Below are 20,994 nucleotides of genomic sequence, written 5' to 3'. Positions count from 1 at the left end.
GATGTCGTTCGGGACCTTTGTGCGCGGTTGCGGCGGCACCGTACCTGTGCGCGGTTGCGGCGGCACCGTACCGTCCCCCGCTTGCCCGTTCCCGGACCGGGCCGAGGTATGAGGGCCGGCCCGAGCGGTGGAGCCCCGGCCGGTGCCCGTCACGTCGAGCGCCAAGTGCGCGCCCACGCTCGAAGGCCGGGGCTCCTGGGAGAAGTTCACGTCGCACGTCGACGACAAGGAGTGGAGCACCGCCCTGGGTGCTCGGATCACCGACCGGATGGGACGTACGCTTCGCCCTCATCAAGTACACCGTCGACAAGTCCTCGGTGAAGGCCGCCAGAACCTGTGGCAACGCCGGTTCGGGGGCATCCGGTCGGAAGGCCCGCGGTGCCCACGGCATCGGCTTCGCGGGGCCGGACGAGAACGTCTGGTACAGGTCGTACGACCTGCCGTCGCCGCAGAACAGGACCATCGGAACCGATCGGGTCTGCACGGAGTGGCGGACCGCGATCTGCGCCGTTCTCCCGTCCCGGGCGCTGCGGTTCTGCACGACCCGCTCCGGCGCCGGGCTGTCGACGGACGGCGCGGACGGCTCGAAGCGCAAGGAACAGACCGTGAAGCTCCAGGAGACCGTCCACCCGTACACCCGGCCCGGCTGCCGGACCGTCTACGGCGGTGATCTCAACTCCACTCCGCCGGACTCCGCCTCGACGGACGTTCCCAAGGACGTCGTCACGTCGGCCTACGTGGCGGACAAGGAGTGCGACGAGGGCCTGCCGGCCGCACGGTCGCGTGACGGCCGGGCCACGAAGCCCCTGGCCACCCGCGGCATCAAGGTCGACTACCTGTCCGGCCCGTCCGTCGACACTGTCGTCCCGTGCGACGTGACGGCCGGCGCGGACGACCCTGAAGTGGACGTGGTGGCTCTCGTCCACGTCATGGCCGACGCTCACGTGACCGTCGGTGGCCTTGATGGCGACCTCACAACTGCCGTCGACGCCCTTGTGGTTGTAGTGGACGGTCGCGGCGCACCCGTCGCGAACGTCGTTCCGGATGTCCCGGCGGCCCCCCGTCACACCCGGCGTCAACACGGTGCGCCAGGTCCAACCCTTTTGTAAGGCAAGGAAGTTGCTGGGACACATGCCTTCCCCTGTTCGCGATGTGCGGTCGTGCTCGACGGCGCCGGCAGGACCCCGAAGCGTCTCGCCGGTCACCGGACGCCGGCCGGGCCGGCGGTCCTCGGTGGTGCGACGCTCCTCAGCCGTGGAGCGCCCAGGTCTCCGGTAGGCCGAGGTCGGCGTAGAGGCGGTGGCGCTGGTCGGGGGTGAGGGTGGTGGTGACGGCGGCCAGGGTGCGGTGCTCCTCGCCCGGTGTCGCCCCGACGGCGCCGCGGACGATCGCGGTGCGGGTCGGGGGCGGCAGGGCGGGCAGCATGGCGCGGAGGTCCGCCAGGGTCTCGTCGGCGGTGCGGGAGGCCTGGAAGGCGGCGAAGACGGCTTTCAGCTCGTCTTCGGTGGTGTGTTCCCACAGGGCCGGCATCGCGACGGTCTCCTCGGCGTGCAGGTGGGCGAGGTAGGCGGAGACCACCTCGTTGAGGGCCAGGTACAGCCCGTGCCGGGCTTCCGGCAGGCCGTCGGCGGGGGTGGCGGACAGGTCGCGGGCGCCTGCGTCGAGCGCGACGAAGGCGGCGTCGAGGCGGACGTGTTCGGCGTCCAGCGCGTCGGCGGCGGCCGGGGCGCGCTCCCGCAGCAGGGGGTGGATGAAGGTGTCCTCGTGGTCGGCGTGCCGGCGGAGCTCCTCGGTCAGGGCGAGGCAGCGTTCGGCGTGCGCCGTGAGGGCGCCGGGCTCGTCGAGATCGGCGGCTCCGAGGTCTGTGGCCAGTGCGAACATGCGGGCGCGCTGTCCCATGTGAACATTCCGGTAGAGGTCGGTCCTGGGCATGTCGTGTCCTGGGGGATCGGGAACGGATAGCATGACAACATGTTGCGGTTAAGGCAATGTGTTGTCAAGAGAGGGGAGTGCGTGATGCCCGACGAGGCGGCTCTGCTGATCGCCGACGTCTACGAGGCGGCCGGCGCGCTGCGGCGGCTGGGGGAGGAGACCGCCGGTGCGGAAGGACTCACCCAGGCGCGGTGGCAGGTGCTGAGCGTCGTGTCCGAGGAGCCGCTCACGGCCCCCCAGGCCGCGCGGCGCCTGGGCGTCAGTCGGCAGAACGTCCAGCGCGTCGCCCATGACCTCGTGGCGCTCGGGCTGGCCGATCTCGCGGTGAACCCGGACCACCGGGCCTCGCCCCTGCTGACTCCGACGCCCGCCGGCAAGGACGCGCTGGCCCGCGTGACCGCACGGGCCGAGGAACGGCACCGCTCCCTCTTCGCGGGCCTCCCCGACGAGGAGATCCGCGCCACGCGCGCCTCCCTCCGCCGCCTCCTGGCCGCCCTGGACGAGCAGGAGGGGACGTCGGGCCGCCGTTAGGGACGTCAGGGACGTCTTCTTGCCGGTGTCCGCCGGTCGTGGGCGAGCGGGGTGGGAGCGGCACTCTCCCGCCGACCGCCGCGCTCCACGGTTTGCGGAAACCGCCCGGGGGCGCTCCGCTCGTCCCTGTGGGGCGCATCTGCGCGTGAGCGCTGGGAGGCGGCCATGGAGGACGAGCGGCTCGGGCGCGCCGAGGTGCCGGCCGTGGTGGAGGACGCCGCGCCGGTGGCCCGGCTCGACGTGGTGGCGCGTAACCTGCGCGACCGGTTCGGCGCCCGATACGTGTCGTTCCCGTTCCTCGACGTCGTCGGCCGGAAGGTGGTGCGGGTCGCCGAGGAGGCCGAGACCAGGCAGGGGCGCCGGGCCGATCGGGTCTCGCCGACCGGCGGCGTCCACGAACACGTCCTGTGCTCGCAGAGGCTGGTGCGCGCCCGCCCGCCCGTAGGAGTGAACGGTCGCAGCGAGCGGGCCATCAGGTGCCGGAAAACGGGAACAGGCGTCGTACGGCTTCGCCGGGCGTCGGGCGGCCGGTGTCCGCCGAAGCCGTGCCCTCCCGGCACCCGAACCGAAAGCGATCGCACATGAGCGACACCAGGCCCCTCGCCCTCGTCACCGGCGCCTCCAGCGGCATCGGCTTCGAGCTGGCCCAGCAGTTGGCCGAACGCGGTTACGACCTCGTCGTCAACGCCGAGGACGAGGCGCGGCTCCAGCGGGCGGCCCAGCGGATCCGGGCGGCCGGGGCCCGGGTGGAGGCGGTCCGGGCCGACCTGCGCGACCCCGAGCAGACCGAGCGCCTCTTCGCTGCGGCCACCGGCATCGGCCGCCCGCTCGACGTCGTCGTCCTGAACGCCGGCGTCGGGCAAGGCGGAGCGTTCGTCGACACCGACCTGGCGGACGAGCTGGAGATCATCGACCTCAACATCCGCTCCACCGTCCACCTGGCCAAACTGGCCCTCCGTGACATGGCCGCCCGCGACCGGGGCCGCGTCCTCGTCACCTCGTCCATCGCCTCGACGATGCCGGGCTCCTTCCAGGCCGTGTACAACGCCTCGAAGTCCTTCCTGCAGTCCTTCACCGAGGCCCTGCAGAACGAACTCGAGGACACGGCCGTCACCCTGACCTCTCTGATGCCCGGTCCGACCGAGACCGACTTCTTCCACCGCGCCGACATGGACGACACCAAGGTCGGGCAGCAGGACAAGGACGATCCCGCCCAGGTCGCGCGGCAGGGCCTGGACGCCCTCTTCGCCGGCAAGGACAAGATCGTCGCGGGCTCGGTCAAGACCAAGGCGCAGGCCGCCGCCAACAAGGTGCTGCCCGACAGCCTGAAGGCGGAGGCCCACCGGAAGATGGCCGAACCCGGCTCCGGCGACGAGAAGGACGAGAAGTAGGAGCGGGCGGCCCGGACCGAGGAGGAACACGTGTCCCCACAGGAGAACGGCCCGGTCCTGGTTGCCGACGCGGGATCGTCGAGCCTGCGCCTGACCGTGTTCGGCGGCGGCGGCGAGGTCCTCGCCGAGCACCACGACGACACTCCGCCGGGAAAGGGCGCCCCGGACGCCCTGCGGCGCCTCCTCGGCGAGGCGCCCGCCCCGGTGGCCGTGGGCCACCGCATCGTCCACGGCGGGCCGGAGCTGCGCGGCCACATTCCGGTCGACGACGAGGTCCGCGCCCGTCTGGACCGGGTGGCCGACCTCGCGCCGCTGCACGTCCCGCCGGCCCTGACGGTCCTGGACGCGGCACGGGACCTGCTGCCCGACGTCCCGCACGTCGCCTGCTTCGACACCGTCTTCCACGCCGGCCTGCCCGCCGCCGCACGGGAGTACGCGGTGCCCGAGGCGTGGCGCGAGGGATATGGGCTGCGCCGCTACGGCTTCCACGGCCTGTCCTACGCCTGGGCCCTCGACCGGGCCGCCGAACTCCTCGGCCGCCCCGCCGACCGGCTCCAGTTGGTGATCGCGCACCTCGGCGGCGGCTGTTCCGCCTGCGCCGTGCGGGACGGGCGCAGCGTCGACACGACCATGGGGTTCACCCCGCTGGAGGGTCTGGTGATGAGCCACCGCAGCGGCAGCGTGGACCCCGGCGCCCTGACGTGGCTGCAGACCCGGCACGGCCTGACGGCCGCCGCCGTCGAGGACGCGCTGAACCACGAGTCCGGTCTGCTCGGCCTCTCCGGGACCTCGGACGACACGCGCGACCTCGTCCGCGCCCGGGCGGCGGGGGACGAGCGGGCCGCGCTCGCCCTGGACGTCTTCACCCACCACTGCCGCCGCGGCATCGCGGCGACGGCCGCCTCCCTGGACCGGCTCGACGCCCTGGTCTTCACCGGCGAGATCGGCGAGGACCAGCCCGAAGTGCGCGAGGAGGTGTGCGCCCGGCTGTCCGTGCTCGGCCTCACCGGCGGCCTGCGGCCGCTCGTCGCCGAACGCCCCGGGATCGTCAGCGAGCCCGGCGCACGGGTCCCGGTCCTCGTCGTGCCCACCGGGGAGGCCCGGCAGGTCGACCGCGAGACCCGGGCCCTTCTGGTGCGTCGCTGAGACCGCGAGACCCTGCCCCCCCAGCCCGTCGCCGAGGGGGAACGGCGGATGCGGGGCGGGCGTCAGCGCCGGGCGCGGCGGCGGGCGACGATCAGGCCCAGGGCGATCCCGGCGAGCAGGGTGACCGCCAGGACGGTCCACAGGGGCAGGGTGACCTCGGGGACCCACAGGCGGATGGTGACGGAGCCGGTGTTGGCGGCGATGAACCAGATGGCCAGGGCCGCGAGCAGTACGAAGCCGAGGGTGCGCAGCCGGACGTCCCGCCCCTTGACCGTCACGCTCGACGGCGGGTGCTCTTTCGCCGTTTTCTCTGCCATGCGTTCAGTATCGGGTGGTTCGTGCGGGCGGGCCATTCAGGCGCGGAAGGACCGCCGCCGGTTCAGGAGAGGGCCCGGCTCCTCAGGACGACACGCGGTCCCGCAGGGCGGTCTGCCAGGCGGGGGAGGGCGGGGTGGGCTCGGTCTCGGGGCGGCGGCCGCCCTGGGCGAAGAAGTCGACCAGGGGCAGGAGGGCCGCGCCGACCGTGACGGCCTCGGGGCCGAGGGTCCCGAGGCCGATGCCGGTGCGGCTGGCCGGGTACCTCAGGGCGTACTCCCGGGCGTAGCCGGTCACGGTCTCCAGGAAGCGGGTGCCGAGCTGGAGTCCGGCCCAGCCGCCGACGAGGATGCGTTCGGGCTGGAAGAGGTTGATGAGGTCGGCGAACCCGGCGCCGAGGAACTCGGCGGTCTCCTCCAGGACGGCGAGGGCGGTCGCGTCGGGGGCGGTGCCGGTGTCGACCGGATACGCGGCGGCGAGCATCGCCGTCAGGGCCGTCTCCTCGTCCGCGCCCTCCGGAGGCCGCCCGCCCGCCTCCCGCCAGCGCTCCAGGAGCGCCTCCGCGCCCGCGTACGCCTCCAGGCACCCCTGCGAGCCGCAGCGGCACCGGCGACCCCGCACCCGTACCGTCAGATGGCCCCATTCGAGGGCCCGCCCCGGGCCCATGGGGTCGGTGACGACGCAGGCGCCGACGCCGGAGCCGAAGAGGACCACGACGGCGCTGCGGGCGCCGCGCCCGGCGCCGAACCACATCTCGGCCTGGCCGAGGGTCTTGGCGCCGTTGTCGATCCAGTACGGCACCGAGGCCGGGAGTTCCACGCTCTCCCGCAGCAGCCGTTCCAGGGGGACGGCGTCCCAGTCGACGGTCTGGCCGTGCACGACCGCGCCGTCCTCCGGGGTGCGGGCCACGATGCCGGGCACGCCGACCCCGACGCCGAGCAGGAGCTCGGCCGGCACCTCCGCGCTCCGCAGCACCTCCGCGATGCCCTCCCGCAGGTGCGCCACGACGAGATCGACGTCGTAGCGCGCGGTGCGCGGTCCCGAGCTGGCCAACGGGCGCTCGGCGCGCGCGAGTTCGGTGAGGGCGAGGTCGAAGAGCTCGATCCTGATCCGGGTCTCGCCGATGTCGACGCCGATCATGAAGCCGCTGCCGGGCGTGATGCGCACGAGGGTGCGGGGGCGCCCGCCGGCCGAGTCGACGCTGCCCGCCTCCTCGACCAGGCCCTCCGCGACGAGTTCGGCGACCACGTTGCTGACCGAGCCGGAGCTGAGCCCGGTCGCGGGGCCCAGCGTGAGCCGGCTCATCGGTCCGTCGAAGTACAGCCTGCGCAGAACGGCGGTGCGGTTCTCGCGCCGCAGGTCACGCACCGTGCGGCCACTTCTCGCGTGCACTCTGGTCCCCGTCTCTCATGTCGTTCGTTTCAACATACCCGCAGTACAAGCCTTGACGCGACCTTCTCATGGGGTTTAACTCACATCCTAAATTAAGCCGATGTTACGGAGAGCGGTCCAGGGGCTCCCCGTGTCGGCCCTTCCCTCGTCCCCGAAAGGGCCCAGGAGCCATGCGCAGAATCAGAGCCGCTGTCACCGGTGCCGTCACGCTCTCCCTCGTCCTCACCGCCACCGCCTGCGGCGGGGGGGAAGACAGCGGGTCGTCCCCGAAGACCCTCACCTACTGGGCCTCCAACCAGGGCGCCAGCCTGGAGGTCGACAAGAAGGTCCTGCAGCCCGAGCTCGACCAGTTCGAGAAGGAGACCGGGATCAAGGTCAAGCTGGAGGTGATCCCGTGGTCCGACCTCCTCAACCGGATCCTCACCGCGACCACCTCCGGCCAGGGCCCCGACGTCCTCAACATCGGCAACACCTGGAGCGCCTCCCTGCAGTCCACCGGCGCGCTGCTGCCCTGGGACGCGAAGAACTTCGGTGCCATCGGCGGCAAGGACCGCTTCGTCGACTCCGCGCTCGGCTCCACCGGCGTCTCCGGCCAGGACCCGGCCGCCGTCCCGCTCTACTCCATGGCCTACGCGCTCTACTACAACAAGCAGCTCTTCAAGGAGGCGGGCATAGCCGCGCCGCCGACCACCTGGGACGAGGTGGCCGAGGCCGGCAAGAAGCTCGGCGCGAAGGGCAAGAACGGCATCGGCGTCGAGGGCTCCAACCTCTCCAACAACATCCACCAGGTCTTCGTCCTCGGCAAGCAGCACGGGGCCGACTTCTTCACCGCCGACGGCAAGCCCGACTTCACCTCCGACGGCGCCGTCGCCGCCGTCAAGCAGTACGTCGACCTGATGGCCGCCCAGAAGATCGTGGCCCCCGGCAACGCCGAGTACTCCCAGAACCAGTCCCTCAGCGACTTCGCCAAGAACAAGACCGGCATGGTCCTGTGGCAGACCCCGTCGCAGACCTTCTCCGCGCAGGGCATGGGCCCCGACGAGTGGGGCGTCGCCCCCGCCCCCGTCCCGTCCGGCAAGCCCGGCCAGGGCAAGCAGACCAACTCGATGGTCGCCGGCATCAACCTCGCCGTCTTCAAGAACACCAAGAACCTCGACGGCGCCCTGAAGTTCGTGAAGTACATGACGAGCGACGAGGAGCAGATCGTCCTCAACAAGGCGTACGGCTCGGTCCCGCCGGTCAAGGGCGCCCAGAAGGACGCCGCGTTCGCCGACCCCTCGCTCACCGTCATCCGCGACACCCTCTCCACCAGCGCCGCCGCCCTGCCGCAGGTCCCCGAGGAGTCCCAGTTCGAGACCGTCGTCGGCACCGCGGTCAAGGAGCTCTTCGCCGACGCCGCCGCCGGCCGTCCGGTCACCACGGAGTCCGTCAAGGCCAAGCTCGAAAAGGCCCAGCAGCAGATGCCCAAGAAGTAGGCCTCCCCACCATGACCGAAACCGTCGTCACTCCTCCGAGTGAGCGGACGGTGCGCAAGGCCGCACCCGGAGAGGCGCGCACCCCGCGCCGCTCCGGGCGCCGCCGCGTCGCACTGCCGTACCTGCTGCTCCTGCCCGCGCTGGTCCTCGAACTCCTCGTCCACCTCGTCCCGATGCTCATGGGCATCACCATGAGCTTCCGCGAGCTCACCCAGTTCTACATCCGGAACTGGTCCGAGGCGCCCTGGACGGCGTTCGACAACTACAGCGTCGCGATCGACTTCGACGCCCCCGTCGGACAGGCGCTCCTGAAGTCCTTCCTGACGACCTGTCTGTTCACCGTCCTGTCCGTCGGCCTGTGCTGGCTCCTCGGGACGGCCGCCGCGGTCTTCCTCCAGGAGAACTTCCGCGGCCGGGCGTTCCTGCGGACCCTGTTCCTCGTCCCGTACGCCCTGCCGGTCTACGCGGCCGTCATCACCTGGGCGTTCATGTTCCAGCGGGACAACGGCGTCATCAACCACGTCCTGCACGACCAGCTCGGCATCGGCGACAGCCCCGCCTTCTGGCTCATCGGGGACAACAGCTTCTGGGCCCTGCTCATCGTCTCCGTGTGGAAGGGCTGGCCCTTCGCCTTCCTCACCGTCATGGCGGGACTCCAGAACATCCCCCGGGACATGTACGAGGCCGCCGCCCTCGACGGCGCCGGCGTCTGGAAGCAGATCCGGCACATCACCCTGCCGTCCCTGCGCTCCGTCAACCAGGTCCTCGTCCTCGTGCTCTTCCTGTGGACGTTCAACGACTTCAACACGCCGTTCGTGCTCTTCGGCAAGGCGGCCCCCGAAGCCGCCGACCTGATCTCGCTCCACATCTACCAGTCGTCCTTCCAGACGTGGAACTTCGGCACCGGCTCGGCCATGTCCGTCCTGCTGCTGCTCTTCCTCCTCGTCGTCACGGGCGTCTACCTCCTGCTCACCACCCGCGGAAGGAAGACCTCCGATGTCTGAGCACGCGGCCCGCCGCACATCCGTCCGGTCGCCCATGGCGGCCCCGCGCTCGTTCCTCTGGACCCGGCGGATCTTCCTCGCCCTGCTCACCGGCTTCGTCGTCCTGCCGGTGTACGTGATGGTCTCCAGCTCCCTCAAGCCGCTCAAGGACGTCTCGGGGAAGTTCGAGTGGTTCCCCTCCGGGCTCACGCTCCGGCCCTACTTCGACATCTGGGAGACCGTCCCGCTCGCCGACTACTTCGTGAACTCGATCGTCGTCGCGGGCGCGGCCACGGTGTTCTCGGTGATCGTCGCGATCTTCGCCGCGTACGCCGTCAGCCGCTACTCCTTCCGCGGCAAACGGGTCTTCACGGTGACGGTCCTCTCGACGCAGATGTTCCCCGGCATCCTCTTCCTGCTGCCGCTCTTCCTCATCTACGTCAACCTCGGCAACGCCACCGGCATCGCCCTCTTCGGCTCCCGCGAAGGCCTGATCCTCACCTATCTGACCTTCTCGCTGCCGTTCTCCATCTGGATGCTGACCGGCTACTTCGACTCGATCCCGCGCGAGCTGGACGAGGCGGCCAAGGTCGACGGCTGCGGGCCGATCAAGGCGCTGTTCCGCGTGATCATCCCGGCCGCGACGCCCGGCATCGTCGCCGTCGCGATCTACGCCTTCATGACGGCCTGGGGCGAGGTCCTCTTCGCCTCGGTCATGACCACCGACAGCACCCGCACCCTCGCCGTCGGACTCCAGGGCTACGCCACCCTGAACGACGTCTACTGGAACCAGGTGATGGCCGCCTCCCTCGTGGTGAGCGTCCCCGTCGTCGTCGGGTTCCTGCTCCTCCAGCGCTACCTCGTCGCCGGCCTCACCGCGGGTGCGGTCAAGTGACGTCCCTCTCCACACCGACCACGAAGAGGTTCCCCGTGTCCGAATCCACCGGTTCCCGCCCCGCGCTCGACCTGGAGGCCTTCCCGCCGTCCTTCGCCTGGGGCACGGCGACCTCCGCCTACCAGATCGAGGGCGCCGTCGCCGAGGACGGACGGGCCCCCTCCATCTGGGACACCTTCTCCCGGGTCCCCGGCGCGATCGACAACGGCGACCACGGCGACACCGCCTGCGACCACTACCACCGCTGGCCCGAGGACATCGCCCTGATGCAGGAGCTGGGCACCGACGCCTACCGGTTCTCCGTGGCCTGGCCCCGCGTCGTGCCCGGCGGCGACGGGCCCGTCAACAAGGCCGGGCTCGACTTCTACGACCGGCTCGTCGACGGCCTCCTCGACGCCGGCATCACCCCTTCCGTCACCCTCTACCACTGGGACCTGCCGCAGGCCCTCCAGGACCGCGGCGGCTGGACCGTCCGCGAGACCGCCGAGCACCTCGCCGCCTACACCACGGCCGTCGCCGAGCGCCTCGGCGACCGCGTCACCCGCTGGGCCACCCTCAACGAGCCGCTCTGCTCCGGCTGGATCGGCCACCTGGAGGGCCGGATGGCCCCGGGCCTCACCGACCTCACGGCCGCCGTCCGCGCCTCGTACCACCTGCTGCTCGGCCACGGCCTCGCCACCCAGGCCCTGCGCGCCGCCGCCCCCGGCGCCCGGATCGGCCTGGTCACCAACCACTCCACCGTCGCGCCCGCCTCCGACCGGCCCGAGGACCTCGCCGCCGCGGCCCGCATGGACGGCCACACCAACCGCTGGTGGCTCGACCCGGTGTACGGCCGCGGCTTCCCGGCGGACATGCGCGAGCTGTACGGGGTCGAACTCCCCGAGAGGCCGGGCGACGCGGAACTCATCGCCGCCCCGCTCGACTGGCACGGCCTCAACTACTACTTCCCGGTGACCGTCGCCGACGACCCCGAGGGGCCCGTCCCGTACGCCCGCGAGGTGCGCCTGCCCGACGTGCCCCGCAGCGGCATGGACTGGCAGATCGACGCCGGCGGCCTGGAGGCCCTCCTGCTGCGGCTCACCGAGGACTACGGCGTGCGCGAGCTGTACGTCACCGAGAACGGCTCGGCCTTCCCCGACACCGTCGGCCCCGACGGCGCCGTCCACGACCCGGAGCGCACCGGCTACCTGGAGCAGCACCTCGCGGCCTGCGCCCGCGCCGTCCGCAAGGGCGTCCCGCTCGCCGGGTACTACGCCTGGTCCCTGCTCGACAACTTCGAATGGGCCTACGGCTACGACAAGCGCTTCGGCCTCGTCCACGTCGACTACGCCACGCAGAAGCGGACCGTGAAGACGAGCGGCCGCCGGTACGCGGACGTCATCCGCGCCCACCGGGAGGCGACCGCCGGCTGACCGGCGCTCCGCCACGAGCCTCCGGAGGACCGCCCCGACGGTACGGGGACGGCCTTCCGGAGGCCGACGCGCGTTCCCTCCTCGCCCCCTCCTCCCGCAAGGAGCGCCCGTGTCCCGTCCACCGGAGCCCGGCACCGACATCGGCACCGACACCGCCGAGCGGCTGCGGCAGGCCCTCGGACCGGTGGCCGTCACCCGGGACACCGCCCTCGGCGGAGGCTTCGCCAACTCCACCCGCCTCCTCGAACTCGCCGACGGCCGCCGCCTGGTGCTCAAGACCGCGCCCCCGGAGAGCACCCCCGCCCTCACGTACGAGCGGGGGCTCCTCGGCACCGAGGCGCTCTTCCACCGGCTCGCCGCACGCGCGGGCGTCCGGGTGCCCGCCGTCCTCCACCACGAGCCCGCCGGCCCCCGCGCCCCCGCCGAGTGGCTGCTCCTCTCCCACCTCGACGGCACCACCTGGGACGCCGCCCGGGATCGGATCGCCCCGGCCGACCGTGCCGCGCTCCGCCGCGAGCTGGGGGAGTCCCTGGCCCGGATCGCCGCCGTCACCGGGCCGGCCCACGGATACCCGCGACCGGCCGCCGGTCTCTCCGCCCCCGACTGGCCCACCGCCTTCACCGCCATGCTGCACGCCGTCCTCGGCGACGCCCGCCGGTTCGGCGTCGCCCTGCCCGCCCCGGACGGGGTCCTCGCGGACCTGCCCCGGAGGTTCGGCCGCCGGCTGGCCGAGGTCCGCCGTCCCGCCCTCGTCCACTTCGACGCCTGGGAGGGCAACGTCGTCCTCGGCCGGACCGGGGACGACCGGTGGCACCTGGCCGGCCTCATCGACGGCGAACGCGCCTTCTTCGGTGACCCCCTGGCCGAACTCGTCGGCCTCGACCCGCTCGGCGCGGCCGAGGACGACCCCGACCTCATGGCCGGCTACCGCTCCGTCGCGCCCCTCCCGGCCCTCGGCCCCGGCGCCCGGACGCGGCTCGCCCTCTACCGCGTCCACCTGGCCCTCGTCATGCGGGTGGAAGCCGTCCCCCGCGCCTACGACGGCGGCTTCGCGACCTGGCTCGACACCTGGTCCACCGGCCGCGTCGCGGAACAGCTCGCGGTCCTGGAGGCCCTGGCCCCGGAGGCGTGACGGGGCCGGTCAGGCGGATTCGCGTACGACCAGGGCCGGTTCGAAGACCTTCGTGGCGGGGCCGGAGGCGGTGCCCTCCAGTTCCCCGATCAGGAGGCCGGCCATCGCGGCCGCCATCCGCTCCACCGGCTGGCGCACGGTGGTCAGCCGGGGCCGGGCGCCCCGCGCGACCGCCGAGTCGTCGAAGCCCACGACGGCGACCGCGCCGGGCACGTCCACGCCCCGCTCGCGGAGGTGCTCGCAGGCGCCCCGGGCCATCAGGTCGTTCGCGGCGAACACCGCGTCGACGTCCGGACGGACCGCCAGCAGCTCGGCCATGGCGCTCCGGCCGCTGTCGACCGAGAACAGGCCCCGTACGACGGGCACGTCCGTCACCCCGCGGGCGGCGAACGCCCGGCGGAAGCCGTCCAGGCGGGCGGCCGCGGCGGGGGCGGTGACCGGGGCGGCGATGGTGGCGGGGCGCCGCCGGCCGGTGGCCCACAGGTGCTCGGCCGCGAGCCGCGCCCCGGCCTCGTTGTCGAGGTCGACGAAGCCGTACCGCCCGCCGCCCCGGGGCCTGCCGAAGAGGACCGTGGGGAGGCCCGCCGCCACCAGCATCGCGGGCAGCGGGTCCTCGTCGTCGAGCGGCACCACGAGCGCCCCGTCCGCGCCGCCCTGCCGCAGGTACTCGACGAGCTGGGTCCTGGCCTGCTCCGAATCGGAGACGAGCAGCACCGGCTGGATCGCCCGCTCGCGCAGCACGGGGAGGACGCCGTCCACGACGCGCCCGAAGAACGGGTCGGAGAAGACCCGGGCGGCGAAGGCCCCGCCCGCCGCGGAGAGGACGAGGGCGACGGCCCCGGTCCGCCGCGTCACCAGGGAACGGGCGGCCTGGTTGGGCGCGTAGCCGGTGCGGGCGATGGCGTCGCGCACGCTCCGCTGGATGTCGGGCGCCACGTTCCGCACCCCGTTGACGACGCGGGACACCGTGGCGCGCGACACCCCCGCCTCACGTGCGACGTCTTCCAGAGTCGGTACTCGATTCCCCACCTCCGCACTTTAACGGTGCCGTGTGTCCGGTGGGAGAACGGATCGGGACCGGCCGGAAGCCATCGGTGTCGTGACTTAATGAAAGCCAAAAGAAAAGTCGTGTCACACGCCTTGACCGTCAACTCGCCCTACGGGCAAGGTTTCGGAGAGCGCTCTCCCACGTTTCCCCCATGTATCCCAGAGGAGACCCATGTCCTCCGTCGGGTCCCCGCCGGTCCTCCGGCGTCCCGCCTCCACCGTCCGACGGGCCACCGTCGGCGCACTCGTCACGTCGCTGGCGGGCGGCCTGCTCGCCCTCGCCCCCGCCACGACGGCCCAGGCGGCCCCCACTCTGCTCTCGCAGGGCAAGACCGCCACCGCCTCCTCCACCGAGGGCGGACCCTTCGCCGCCTCCGCCGCCGTCGACGGCGACCTCGGCACCCGCTGGGCCAGCCAGTGGAGCGACGCCCAGTGGCTCCAGGTCGACCTCGGCCGCAGCGCCACGCTCAGCAGCGCCACCCTGCGCTGGGAGGCCGCCTACGGCAAGAGCTACCAGATCCAGGCCTCCGAGAACGGCACCGACTGGCGGACCGTCACCACCGTCACCGCCGGCGACGGGGGCACCGACGACGTCACCCTCTCCGGCACCGGCCGCTACGTCCGCATGAACGGGCAGACCCGCGCCACCGGATACGGCTTCTCCCTCTGGGAGTTCCAGGTGTACGGCAGCACCGACACCACCGGCCCGACCCTCCCCGGCGGCGGCGACCTCGGTCCCAACGTGCACGTCTTCGACCCCTCCACCCCCGGCATCCAGGCCAAGCTGGACCAGGTCTTCCAGCAGCAGGAGTCGGCCCAGTTCGGCTCCGGCCGGCACGCCTTCCTCTTCAAGCCGGGCACGTACAACAACCTCAACGCCCAGATCGGCTTCTACACCCAGATCGCCGGACTCGGCCTGCGCCCCGGCGACACCACCATCAACGGCGACGTGACCGTCGACGCCGGCTGGTTCAACGGCAACGCCACCCAGAACTTCTGGCGCGGCGCCGAGGGCCTCACCCTCAACCCGGTCAACGGCACCAACCGGTGGGCCGTCTCCCAGGCCTCCTCCTTCCGCCGGATGCACGTCAAGGGCGGGCTCAACCTCGCTCCCAACGGCTACGGCTGGGCCAGCGGTGGCTACATCGCCGACTCGAAGATCGACGGCCAGGTCGGGAACTACTCGCAGCAGCAGTGGTACACCCGCGAGAGCTCCATCGGCGGCTGGTCCAACAGCGTCTGGAACCAGACCTTCTCGGGCGTCGAGGGCGCACCGGCGACCTCCTTCCCGGAGCCCCGCTACACCACGCTCGACACCACCCCGATCTCCCGCGAGAAGCCCTACCTCTACCTCGACGGCAACGAGTACAAGGTCTTCGCGCCCGCCAAGCGGACCAACGCGCGCGGCACCAGCTGGGCCAACGGCACCCCGCAGGGCGAGTCCATCCCGCTGAACCAGTTCTACGTGGTCAAGCCCGGCGCCACCGCCGCCACCATCAACCAGGCACTGGCCCAGGGCCTGCACCTGCTGTTCACCCCGGGCGTCTACCACGTCGACCAGACCATCAACGTGAACCGCGCCAACACCATCGTGCTCGGCCTCGGCCTCGCCACGATCATCCCCGACAACGGCGTCACCGCGATGAAGGTCGCCGACGTCGACGGCGTCCGCCTCGCCGGCTTCCTGATCGACGCCGGCCCGGTCAACTCCCCGACGCTGCTGGAGCTCGGCCCGCAGAACTCCTCCGCCGACCACGCCGCCAACCCCACCACCGTGCAGGACGTCTACGTCCGCATCGGCGGCGCCCACGTCGGCAAGGCCACCACCAGCGTGGTCGTCAACAGCGACGACGCCATCATCGACCACACCTGGGTCTGGCGCGCCGACCACGGCGAGGGCTGGGGCTGGGAGACCAACCGCGCCGACTACGGCGTCCGCGTCAACGGCGACGACGTGCTCGCCACCGGCCTGTTCGTCGAGCACTTCAACAAGTACGACGTCGAGTGGTACGGCGAGCGCGGCCGCACGATCTTCTACCAGAACGAGAAGGCGTACGACGCCCCCAACCAGGCCGCCATCCAGAACGGCGCCACGAAGGGCTACGCCGCCTACCGGGTCGACGACTCCGTGAACACCCACGAGGCGTGGGGCCTCGGCAGCTACTGCAACTACAACGTGGACCCGACCATCGTCCAGGACCACGGCTTCAAGGCACCCGTCAAGCCGGGGGTGAAGTTCCACAGCCTCCTCGTGGTCTCCCTCGGCGGCATGGGCCACTACAACCACGTCATCAACGACACCGGGGCCTCCACCATCCCCGCGGGCACCTCCACCGTGCCCTCGACCGTCGTCTCCTTCCCCTGACGGTCCCGCCGGGACGCGCCCCGACCGGCGCGTCCCGGTCCCCCCACCCCTTCCGGGCGGCGCTCCAGGTCCCCGCCGCGCCGCCCGGAAGGCGATCCCCCCTCCCCTCCGTCCAGGAGCCGTCATGACCACCGCTTCGACCGCACGAAGGCGGGCCCGCACCACGGCCTCGCTCGTGTCCCTCGGCGCCCTGCTCGCCACCTCCGCCACCGTGCTGACCGCGGCGCCCGCCACCGCCGCCGAGACCCTCCTCTCCCAGGGGAAGACCGCCACCGCCTCCTCGACCGAGGGCGCCGGATACGCCGCCTCCGCCGCCGTCGACGGCGACCTCACCGGCACCCGCTGGGCCAGCCAGTGGAGCGACGCCCAGTGGCTCCAGGTCGACCTCGGCGCACGCGCGAACATCAGCCGCGTCGTACTCAACTGGGAGGGCGCCTACGGCAAGGCCTACGACATCCAGCTCTCCGACAACGGCACCGACTGGCGCACCGTCACGTCCGTCACCGCCGGCGACGGCGGCACCGACGAACTCGCGGTCTCCGGCACCGGCCGCTACGTACGCCTCCAGGGCGTCACCCGCGCCACCGGATACGGCTACTCCCTCTGGGAGTTCCGGGTCTACGGCGAGAGCGGCACCACCCAGCCCGAGCCCGGCGGCGCCGTCCGGGTCACCGGCTCGCAGGGCAACTGGCAGCTGACCGTCGGCGGACAGCCGTACACCGTCAAGGGCCTCACCTGGGGCCCGGCCATCGCGGACGCCCCGAAGTACATGCCGGACCTGAAGTCCATGGGCGTCAACACCATCCGCACCTGGGGCACGGACGGCGGCACCAAGCCGCTGCTCGACTCCGCGGCCGCCCAGGGCCTGAAGGTCGTCAACGGCTTCTGGCTCCAGCCGGGCGGCGGCCCCGGCTCCGGCGGCTGCGTCAACTACGTGACGGACACCGCGTACAAGAACACCATGCTCACCGAGTTCGCCAAGTGGGTCGACGCCTACAAGTCCCACCCGGCCACCCTCATGTGGAACGTCGGCAACGAGTCCGTCCTCGGTCTGCAGAACTGTTACGGCGGGACCGAACTGGAGGCCCAGCGCAACGCGTACACGACCTTCGTCAACGACGTCGCCAAGAAGATCCACTCGATCGACCCCGACCACCCCGTGACCTCCACGGACGCCTGGACCGGCGCCTGGCCGTACTACAAGCGCAACGCGCCCGACCTCGACCTGTACTCGATGAACGCCTACGGCGACGTCTGCGGCGTGCGCCAGGACTGGATCGACGGCGGGTACGACAAGCCGTACATCATCACCGAGACGGGGAACGCCGGCGAGTGGGAGGTGCCCGACGACGTCAACGGCGTCCCCGACGAGCCGACCGACGTCCAGAAGGCCGAGGGCTACACCAAGGCCTGGAACTGCATCACCGCTCACCGGGGCGTCGCCCTCGGCGCGACGATGTTCCACTACGGCCTCGAACACGACTTCGGCGGCGTCTGGTTCAACCTCCTCCCCGACGGCCTCAAGCGCCTGTCCTACTACGCCGTCAAGAAGGCCTACGCCGGCTCCACCGCGGGCGACAACACCCCGCCGGTCATCACGAACATGACCGTCACCCCCGCCTCCGCGGCCCCCGCCGGACGCGAGTTCACGGTCCGCGCCGACATCCGCGACCCCGACGGCGACCCGGTCACGCCCAAGATCTACCTCAGCGGGAACTACGCCAACGGCGACAAGCGCCTCGTCGACGCGCAGTACCGCTCCCTGGGCAACGGCACCTTCGCCGTCACCGCGCCCGAGAAGCTCGGCGTCTGGAAGGTGTACGTCCAGGCCGAGGACGGCCGCGGCAACGCCGGCATCGAGACCAAGTCCGTGAAGGTCGTCGCCCCGCCCGTCGCCGGCACCAACATCGCCCTGGGCAGGCCCGCCACCGCCTCCTCCTCCCAGGCCTCCTACGGCGACTGCCCCTGCCCGCCGTCCCACGCCGTCGACGGCAACCCCGGCACCCGCTGGGCCAGCGACTGGAGCGACCCCCAGTGGATCCAGGTCGACCTCGGCTCGGCCCGCTCCTTCAACCGGCTCCAGCTGGTCTGGGACCCCGCCTACGCCAAGTCCTACGAGGTCCAGGTATCCGACAACGGCACCACCTGGCGCACCATCCACACCACCACCACGGGTAACGGCGACATCGACACCATCGAGGCCGGAGCCACCGCCCGGTACGTGAGGCTCCAGCTCACCGCGCGCGGAACCGGCTGGGGCTACTCGCTCCACGAGTTCGGCATCTACGCCTGACGACGCCGAACACCCCCCCCATGACGGGTGGCGGGGCCCGCCGCTCGGCCCCGCCACCCCCGCACCACCGCACGGGAAACCACCACACCAGTCGCGTGGAGCCCTCGCGTTCACGCGGAACCACCCCCACGGGCAGGAGATCCCCATGAGATCGAGTCCGAAGCGGCTCTCCGTACTCCTCGTCAGCACGGCCCTCATCGCCGGCGCCCTCGGCATCGGCACGATGGCGCAGGCCACCGACCCGGACGGCGGCCTCCCGCCCGCCGTCGTCGCGGCCGCCAACCACGAAGGCCACCGGATGGCCGCCTCCACCCAGGCCTCGGGCGACGACGCCGACGGCGACGGCTACATCCCCGCCGTGCCCCAGGTCACCGGCGTCGTCCCGTCCACGGCCACCCCGCCCCCGGCCTACCACCACGAGTTCCAGGCCGGGTGCTCCGTCACCCACACCGCGCCGGACGACCCGATCGTCTACCCGGGCCAGTTCGGCAAGTCCCACGACCACACGTTCATGGGCAACACCTCCACCAATGCCGCCAGCACCACCGGCTCGCTCTACGGAGGGAACACCACCTGCAAGGCGCCCGCCGACGCCTCCGCGTACTGGATGCCCTCGCTCTACAAGGGCGACCAGAAGATCCTGCCCGTCGGCCCCCAGGTCATCTACTACAAGGCGGGCGTGACCGACTACCGGAGCGTGCGGCCCTTCCCCAAGGGGCTGCGGTTCGTCGTCGGCAACCCGATGCAGACCGCCCAGGAGTTCCGGTCCCACAAGGGGTTCGTCGAGGGCTGGGAGTGCGGTGACAGCTTCTTCAACACCGACATCCCGGCGAACTGTCCGAGCCGGCCCGACGTCCAGCTCAACCTGCGGATGCAGGCCCCCAGCTGCTGGGACGGGAAGTACCTCGACACCCCGAACCACCAGAGCCACATGGCGTACCCGGTGGTCAAGCCCGGCACCAACGACAACATGTGCCCGGCCTCCCACCCGGTCGCCCTGCCGATGATCGAGTTCAAGATGGCGTGGCCGGTCAACGGCGACATGAGCCAGGTCCGCCTGGCCAGCGGCCGCGGCTACTCCTTCCACTACGACTTCTTCAACGCGTGGGAGGAGCGCACCCTCAAGGCCCTGGTCGACCACTGCATCGTCGGCGGCCTGCAGTGCGACACCCGGGGCTTCGACCTGTACCGCCCCGAACGCGGCGTCGTGCTGAACGAGGACCACCGGCTGCCCTGACCCGGCGATCCCGCCAGACGAGTCGCACACGATCCGCGCACGGCCCGGACGCCCCTCCACGGCGCCCGGGCCGTGCCCGTGCGGCCGGGGGAGGGGCCGCGCATGATCCAGTACCCCCCGGGCCCCTTTTACGGGACAATCCTCGGTGAGCCACACGTCGCCACCGGAAGGCTCGTCCCCCATGACACGAACCCGTCGCACACGCCTCGCCGTCGCGACCGCCGCGGCGGCCCTCGTGGCCCTCGGCTGCGGCCCCCTCCCGGACGGCCCGGCGGGCGCCACGACCGCCCCGCCCACGCTCCGCCAGCCGACGACGGCCCCCTCCGCCACGCTCCGTACCGACCCCGTCACGGCGGCGCCCGCCCCCGCCGAGCCGTCCCCCCCGCCCGTCCCCGAGGCACGCCCGCGCCGCGCCGAGCTGGACATCCCCTCCATCGGGGTGGCCGACCTGCCCGTCCTCCCGTACGAGGGCACCAGCGACGACCTGCCCGGCACCCGGATCCAGGACCGCGGAGTGGCGGCGAGCCCCCACGGCGACCGGGGCGGCGTCGGGCCGGGCGACGTCGGCAACTACCTCGTGACCGCGCACCGGCTCTCGGCCGGCGGACCCCTGCGCCTGCTCCCCGACGTCGAGGAGGGCGACACGGTCGTCGTGACCGCCGCCGACGCCGTGTACGAGTACCGGATCGTCGACACCCGCTCGACGTCCTTCCGGTCCGCCGACTCCCTCGCCGCGCAGCGCGCCCCCGTCCCCGGGAAACCGGGGGAGAGGCCCACCCGGGCGATGATCACCCTCTCCACCTGCGCCACGCCCGAGGACGACGCGGCCGGGAACCACTGGCGGGACGCCCTGGGCAACCCGGAGCACCGCATCGACAAGATCGGCGTCCTCGTCGCCACCCGCCCGGCCGGCGGGGCGCCCCCTACGGCGTCCCCGTGACCCGGCCGGGCCGGGTGAGCCACACGTACGGCACCGGCTGGACGGCGTTCCACTCCGCCGCCTCTTCGGGGTCGACCGGGACGAAGCCCGCGCCCTCGTAGCAGCGCAGCGCGACGGCGTTGTCCGGGTGGACCCGCAGGAAGACGTCGTCGAAACCGGCGCCGAGGGCCCGGCCGAGCAGCGCCCGCACCAGCACCTGCCCCACGCCCCTGCCGCGCGCCTCCGGGGCCACGACGATGCGCGCCAGCTCGGCCTCGTCCTCCTCGGCGTCGGTCCACACCTCGCCGTACCCCAGCACGGCCCCGTCCCCGACGAGGACGTGGCCGTGGACCTCCGGGTCCTCCTGCCATCCGGCCACCGTCTCCCCGGTCACCGGAAACTCCCGGCGCCCGCACCACAGGAGGACCTCCCGGGACGAGGCGGGCCAGGCCGCCACCGTGGCGGCGTGTTCGGCGGAGAAGGGGAGCAGGTCCACGGCGCGTTCCTCGGGGCTTCGGTCGACGGGCGG

The 20,994-nt window shown here is 72.3% G+C and carries 19 protein-coding genes; 14 read left to right on the top strand and 5 right to left on the bottom strand.

Translation table 11 applies throughout. The annotated features are described in order from the left end of the window. The first annotated feature begins 248 nt into the window (after nt 1–248). Nucleotides 249–1,109, top strand: a complete 861-nt coding sequence (locus tag ACIQD7_RS09895) for a hypothetical protein (protein WP_402441131.1) — start codon at nt 249–251, stop codon at nt 1,107–1,109. A 139-nt stretch (nt 1,110–1,248) separates the two neighbouring features. On the opposite strand, the gene ACIQD7_RS09890 is transcribed toward ACIQD7_RS09895, so the two are convergent. Next, nucleotides 1,249–1,932: a hemerythrin domain-containing protein gene (locus ACIQD7_RS09890; RefSeq protein WP_402441129.1), complete on the bottom strand. Its 684-nt coding sequence runs from the start codon at nt 1,930–1,932 to the stop codon at nt 1,249–1,251. A gap of 84 nt (nt 1,933–2,016) precedes the next feature. Between ACIQD7_RS09890 and ACIQD7_RS09885 the strand changes: the two genes are divergently transcribed. The 4 genes from ACIQD7_RS09885 to ACIQD7_RS09870 all read left to right on the top strand — a co-directional run bounded on the left by ACIQD7_RS09885 (nt 2,017) and on the right by ACIQD7_RS09870 (nt 5,000). Beyond that, a complete protein-coding gene (locus ACIQD7_RS09885) occupies nt 2,017–2,463 on the top strand; it encodes a MarR family winged helix-turn-helix transcriptional regulator (protein ID WP_402441127.1) in 447 nt (148 codons plus the stop codon). 165 nt (nt 2,464–2,628) lie between these two features. Then, on the top strand, nt 2,629–3,048 hold the full coding sequence (locus tag ACIQD7_RS09880; RefSeq protein ID WP_402441124.1) for a hypothetical protein: 420 nt from the start codon (nt 2,629–2,631) through the stop codon (nt 3,046–3,048). After that, a complete protein-coding gene (locus ACIQD7_RS09875; protein ID WP_402441122.1) occupies nt 3,045–3,854 on the top strand; it encodes an SDR family NAD(P)-dependent oxidoreductase in 810 nt (269 codons plus the stop codon). Before ACIQD7_RS09880 ends, ACIQD7_RS09875 begins: the two co-directional genes overlap by 4 nt. A gap of 30 nt (nt 3,855–3,884) precedes the next feature. Beyond that, nucleotides 3,885–5,000, top strand: a complete 1,116-nt coding sequence (locus ACIQD7_RS09870) for an acetate/propionate family kinase (RefSeq protein WP_402441120.1) — start codon at nt 3,885–3,887, stop codon at nt 4,998–5,000. A 62-nt stretch (nt 5,001–5,062) separates the two neighbouring features. Here ACIQD7_RS09870 and ACIQD7_RS09865 read toward each other — a convergent pair whose 3' ends face one another. Both ACIQD7_RS09865 and ACIQD7_RS09860 read right to left on the bottom strand, forming a co-directional pair. Then, complete coding sequence (locus tag ACIQD7_RS09865; RefSeq protein WP_402441118.1) at nt 5,063–5,317, bottom strand: LapA family protein; 255 nt, start codon at nt 5,315–5,317, stop codon at nt 5,063–5,065. A gap of 82 nt (nt 5,318–5,399) precedes the next feature. Continuing rightward, the gene (locus tag ACIQD7_RS09860) at nt 5,400–6,707 is read right to left on the bottom strand and encodes an ROK family protein (protein WP_402441117.1); all 1,308 of its coding nucleotides are present in this window, start codon (nt 6,705–6,707) and stop codon (nt 5,400–5,402) included. A gap of 170 nt (nt 6,708–6,877) precedes the next feature. Between ACIQD7_RS09860 and ACIQD7_RS09855 the strand changes: the two genes are divergently transcribed. The 5 genes from ACIQD7_RS09855 (at nt 6,878) to ACIQD7_RS09835 (ending at nt 12,604) form a co-directional block, all read left to right on the top strand. Next, entirely contained in the window at nt 6,878–8,182 is a 1,305-nt protein-coding gene (locus tag ACIQD7_RS09855; protein WP_402441115.1) for an ABC transporter substrate-binding protein, read from the top strand. A gap of 11 nt (nt 8,183–8,193) precedes the next feature. After that, on the top strand, nt 8,194–9,186 hold the full coding sequence (locus ACIQD7_RS09850; RefSeq protein ID WP_121831911.1) for a carbohydrate ABC transporter permease: 993 nt from the start codon (nt 8,194–8,196) through the stop codon (nt 9,184–9,186). Between the two features lie 34 nt (nt 9,187–9,220). After that, nucleotides 9,221–10,060, top strand: coding sequence for a carbohydrate ABC transporter permease (locus ACIQD7_RS09845; protein WP_121831931.1), 840 nt, complete (start codon nt 9,221–9,223; stop codon nt 10,058–10,060). Between the two features lie 35 nt (nt 10,061–10,095). Further along, complete coding sequence (locus ACIQD7_RS09840) at nt 10,096–11,472, top strand: GH1 family beta-glucosidase (protein ID WP_402441112.1); 1,377 nt, start codon at nt 10,096–10,098, stop codon at nt 11,470–11,472. Nucleotides 11,473–11,581: 109 nt separating this feature from the next. Beyond that, nucleotides 11,582–12,604 (top strand): phosphotransferase, encoded by a 1,023-nt coding sequence (locus ACIQD7_RS09835; RefSeq protein WP_402441110.1) that lies wholly within the window; start codon nt 11,582–11,584, stop codon nt 12,602–12,604. Between the two features lie 9 nt (nt 12,605–12,613). Here ACIQD7_RS09835 and ACIQD7_RS09830 read toward each other — a convergent pair whose 3' ends face one another. Continuing rightward, the gene (locus ACIQD7_RS09830) at nt 12,614–13,633 is read right to left on the bottom strand and encodes a LacI family DNA-binding transcriptional regulator (protein ID WP_402441108.1); all 1,020 of its coding nucleotides are present in this window, start codon (nt 13,631–13,633) and stop codon (nt 12,614–12,616) included. A gap of 190 nt (nt 13,634–13,823) precedes the next feature. Here ACIQD7_RS09830 and ACIQD7_RS09825 point away from each other — a divergent pair, with 190 nt between their 5' ends. The 4 genes from ACIQD7_RS09825 (at nt 13,824) to ACIQD7_RS09810 (ending at nt 20,486) form a co-directional block, all read left to right on the top strand. Then, on the top strand, nt 13,824–16,016 hold the full coding sequence (locus tag ACIQD7_RS09825; RefSeq protein ID WP_121831918.1) for a discoidin domain-containing protein: 2,193 nt from the start codon (nt 13,824–13,826) through the stop codon (nt 16,014–16,016). A gap of 124 nt (nt 16,017–16,140) precedes the next feature. Then, on the top strand, nt 16,141–18,309 hold the full coding sequence (locus ACIQD7_RS09820) for a discoidin domain-containing protein (protein WP_402441106.1): 2,169 nt from the start codon (nt 16,141–16,143) through the stop codon (nt 18,307–18,309). 145 nt (nt 18,310–18,454) lie between these two features. Then, complete coding sequence (locus tag ACIQD7_RS09815) at nt 18,455–19,546, top strand: DUF1996 domain-containing protein (RefSeq protein WP_121831922.1); 1,092 nt, start codon at nt 18,455–18,457, stop codon at nt 19,544–19,546. A gap of 181 nt (nt 19,547–19,727) precedes the next feature. Then, the gene (locus ACIQD7_RS09810) at nt 19,728–20,486 is read left to right on the top strand and encodes a class E sortase (protein WP_402441104.1); all 759 of its coding nucleotides are present in this window, start codon (nt 19,728–19,730) and stop codon (nt 20,484–20,486) included. Here the strand turns inward: ACIQD7_RS09810 and ACIQD7_RS09805 are convergent. Continuing rightward, nucleotides 20,470–20,961: a GNAT family N-acetyltransferase gene (locus tag ACIQD7_RS09805; protein WP_402441102.1), complete on the bottom strand. Its 492-nt coding sequence runs from the start codon at nt 20,959–20,961 to the stop codon at nt 20,470–20,472. The genes ACIQD7_RS09810 and ACIQD7_RS09805 overlap by 17 nt on opposite strands. Nucleotides 20,962–20,994 lie beyond the last annotated feature (33 nt).

It is taken from the genome of Streptomyces sp. NPDC093071 (assembly GCF_044754545.1).
GTDB lineage: Bacteria > Actinomycetota > Actinomycetes > Streptomycetales > Streptomycetaceae > Streptomyces.
Note: the sequence above shows the minus strand (reverse complement) of the source record. Positions and strands in the feature narration are given on the sequence as shown.